The 3,829-nt window shown below is 68.8% G+C and carries 2 protein-coding genes; both read left to right on the plus strand.

All coding sequences use genetic code 11. From position 1 onward, the window contains the following. Window positions 1-520: DNA-binding protein WhiA (gene whiA / locus DD1DGNOD_RS13865; RefSeq protein WP_131770341.1), on the plus strand; the 520-nt coding region annotated here is incomplete at its 5' end. 353 nt (window positions 521-873) lie between these two features. Further along, on the plus strand, window positions 874-3,678 hold the full coding sequence (locus tag DD1DGNOD_RS13870) for an aconitate hydratase (RefSeq protein WP_131766800.1): 2,805 nt from the start codon (window positions 874-876) through the stop codon (window positions 3,676-3,678). The last annotated feature ends 151 nt before the right edge of the window (window positions 3,679-3,829 follow it).

Raw genomic sequence — 3,829 nt, forward strand, 5'->3', positions numbered from 1 at the left:
CCCTGAGGCGGCGCTTGCGCTGGTCGGCGCGGCCCGGCGGCTTGGGGTCGCGGCCAAGAGCCGGGACGTGCGTGGGGTGGACCGGGTGGTGATCCGGGACGGGGACGCGATCAGCGTGCTGCTGACGAAGATCGGTGCTCATGACAGCTTGTTGGCCTGGGAGGAGCGCCGGATGCGCCGTGAGGTGCGGGCGACCGCGAACCGCTTGGCGAACTTCGACGACGCCAACCTGCGTCGGTCCGCTCGAGCGGCGGTGGCGGCCGGTGCCCGGGTCCAGGCGGCGTTGAAGATCCTGGGGGACGACGCGCCAGGTCATCTGTTGGCGGCCGGCCAGTTGCGCCTTGAGCACGCCCAGGCGTCCCTGGAGGAGCTGGGTGCGCTTGCGGACCCACCGTTGACCAAGGACGCGGTGGCCGGTCGTATCCGGCGACTGCTCGCGCTGGCGGACAAGAGGGCGCACTCGCTCGGACTGCCGAACACCGAGGCGAGCGTCTCCCCGGACCTTCTTGAGAACGCCTAGCGAGCGGGCCAAAGGCGGTGCGATCATGTTTTTTCGCACCGCCACACACGTGCGGAGCCTGGCGCGTCACTCGTGTCTGCTGGTATATCCTTAGCAATACTAAGTAAAAGGGATATTAGTGCCCCCGCGGTGACGACCAGGTGACGACCGGTAGTGGCGACCGGAAAAGCGGTGGCCGACCAGAGGAGCTGCTGGCTGGCCAGAAGGGGTGCGATCATCGCTCCTCTTGCGCCGCCGTCGGCCCCACAGGCTTGACCCGTGTCGGTGAGAACATGCTTCTTCTCGCTGACACAGGCCCGGAAGGCCCAACACGAGCCAGGATGGTCCGCGAGGGAACGCGGCGAGGAGGAGATATGGACAGCTTCGGCAGCACAAGTCACCTCAAGGTAGGTGACCATACGTATACGATCCGCCGGCTGGACGCGATTTCCGGAGCCGACCGGTTGCCCTACAGCCTGCGCGTCCTGCTGGAGAACCTGCTGCGCACCGAGGACGGTGCCAACATCACGGCCGACCACGTCAACGCGCTCGCCTCCTGGGACCCAGCCGCCGAGCCGAGCCAGGAGATACAGTTCACCCCAGCTCGGGTGATCATGCAGGACTTCACCGGGGTGCCGTGCGTGGTCGACCTCGCCGCGATGCGCGAGGCCATGGCAGCGCTGGGCGGAGACCCCGCGAAGATCAATCCGCTGGCGCCGGCCGAGCTGGTGATCGACCACTCGATCATCGCGGACGTCTTCGGCCGCTCCGACGCCTTCGCCCGTAACGCGGAGCTGGAGTTCGGCCGCAACCGCGAGCGCTACCAGTTCCTGCGGTGGGGCCAGGCCGCCTTCGACAACTTCACCGTCGTCCCGCCGAACACCGGGATCGTCCACCAGGTCAACCTGGAGTACCTCGCCCGGGTGGTCTTCACCAAGGACACCGCCGACGGCCGGCTGGCCTACCCCGACACGCTGGTCGGCACCGACAGCCACACCACAATGATCAATGGGCTCGGTGTGCTCGGCTGGGGCGTCGGCGGCATCGAGGCCGAGGCCGCCATGCTCGGCCAGCCGGTCAGCATGCTGATCCCGACCGTGGTCGGCTTCAAGCTCACCGGCGAGCTGGTCGCCGGCACCACCGCCACCGACCTGGTCCTCACCATCACCGAGATGCTGCGCCGGCACGGCGTGGTCGGCCGTTTCGTCGAGTTCTACGGCGAGGGCGTGGGCAACGTCCCGCTGGCGAACCGGGCCACCATCGGCAACATGAGCCCCGAGTACGGCTCGACCTGCGCGATCTTCCCGGTGGACGCGGAGACGCTGGCCTACCTGCGGCTGACCGGCCGTCCCCAGGAGCAGATCGACCTGGTCGAGGCCTACACCAAGGAGCAGGGCCTGTGGCACGATCCCAGCCACGAGCCGGTGTACACGACCACCCTTGAGCTCGACCTGTCCACGATCGAGCCGTCGCTGGCCGGGCCCAAGCGTCCGCAGGACCGGGTGCCCCTGCGCACCGCCAAGGTCGCCTTCCGCACGGCGCTCGTGGACTACGCCGACCCGTCCAAAGCCACCTCGAACGGGTTCGTCAACGGCGGTGCGGACGAGGCCAGCGCCGAATCCTTCCCCGCCAGCGACCCCGCGGCCGCGTTCGCGGACAAGCCCGGCGACGCGCCCGTGTCGTCCAACACGGGGGCCGGAGACGTCGGTGACCGCCCATCCAACCCCACCCCGGTGACGCTTGCGGACGGCACCAGCTTCGAGATCGACCACGGCGCGGTCGCGATCGCCGCCATCACCTCCTGTACCAACACCTCCAACCCGCAGGTCATGATCGGTGCGGCGATCCTGGCCCGTAACGCCGTCGACCGCGGCCTGACCCGCAAGCCGTGGGTCAAGACCACCCTCGCCCCGGGTTCCAAGGTCGTCATGGACTACTACGAGCGTGCCGGGCTCACCCCGTACCTGGACAAGCTCGGCTTCAACCTGGTCGGGTACGGGTGCACCACCTGCATCGGCAACTCCGGCCCGCTGCAGGAGGAGATCAGCCAGGGCGTGAACGCCGGTGACCTGGCGGTGGTCAGCGTCCTGTCCGGCAACCGCAACTTCGAAGGCCGGATCAACCCGGACGTCAAGATGAACTATCTGGCCTCCCCGCCACTGGTCGTCGCCTACGCGCTGGCCGGCACGATGGACATCGACCTGACCAGCGACCCACTCGGCACCGACAGCGCCGGCAACCCGGTCTACCTGCGCGACATCTGGCCGAGTGAGGCCGAGGTCGCCGAGGTCGTCGGCGACGCGATCCGCTCGGAGATGTTCACCGAGGACTACGGCGACCTCTCCGGGGACAAGCAGTGGCAGTCCCTGCCCACCGGGGATGGAGGGGAGGTCTCCCAGACCTTCGCCTGGGCACCCGACTCGACCTACGTCCGCCACCCTCCGTACTTCGAGGGGATGCCGGCGAAGCCGACGCCGCGTCCGGACATCATCGGCGCCCGCGTGCTGGCGTTGCTGGGCGACTCGGTGACCACCGACCACATCTCACCCGCCGGTTCCATCAAGCGGGACTCGCCGGCCGGCCGCTACCTGGTCGAGCACGGAGTGGACCCGAAGGACTTCAACTCCTACGGGTCCCGCCGGGGCAACCACGAGGTGATGATCCGCGGGACGTTCGCCAACATCCGGCTGCGTAACAAGCTCGTTCCCGGCACCGAGGGCGGGGTCACCCGCTACCTGCCCGACGGCGAGCAGCTGGCGATCTACGATGCGGCGCAGAAGTACGCGGCCGCCGGGGTGCCGCTGGTCATCCTCGCCGGTAAGGAGTATGGCTCGGGCTCGTCGCGTGACTGGGCGGCCAAGGGCACGGCGCTGCTCGGTGTCCGCGCCGTGATCGCCGAGTCGTACGAGCGCATCCACCGGTCCAACCTGATCGGGATGGGGGTCCTGCCGCTGCAGTTCCCGCCCGGGGAGTCGGTCGCCTCGCTCGGTCTGACCGGCGAGGAGACGTTCACCGTCGTCGGGCTCGCGAGTGTCGACGAGCAGACCCCGACCCTCACCGTCCAGGCGGACGACAAGCGTTTCGACGCGGTCGTGCGCATCGACACGCCGGGGGAGGCGGAGTACTACCGCAACGGCGGCATCCTGCCCTACGTCCTGCGTTCGCTGCTGTCCCAGTAGGAGCGGGCCGGTAGGAGACAGGAGCAAGCCGGTAGGCCGGTAGGTGGGACCAGCGCGGGCCGATGGCGGCACGGTCGTGTTTCCTGTGTGTCCGGCGTTCCCACCGGATCGGTGACGCCGCCGAGAGCGTTTGCATCAGGGCTCTCGGCGG

Origin of the sequence: Candidatus Protofrankia californiensis, assembly GCF_900634765.1 — a bacterium.
Classification (GTDB): Bacteria; Actinomycetota; Actinomycetes; order Frankiales; family Frankiaceae; genus Protofrankia; species Protofrankia californiensis.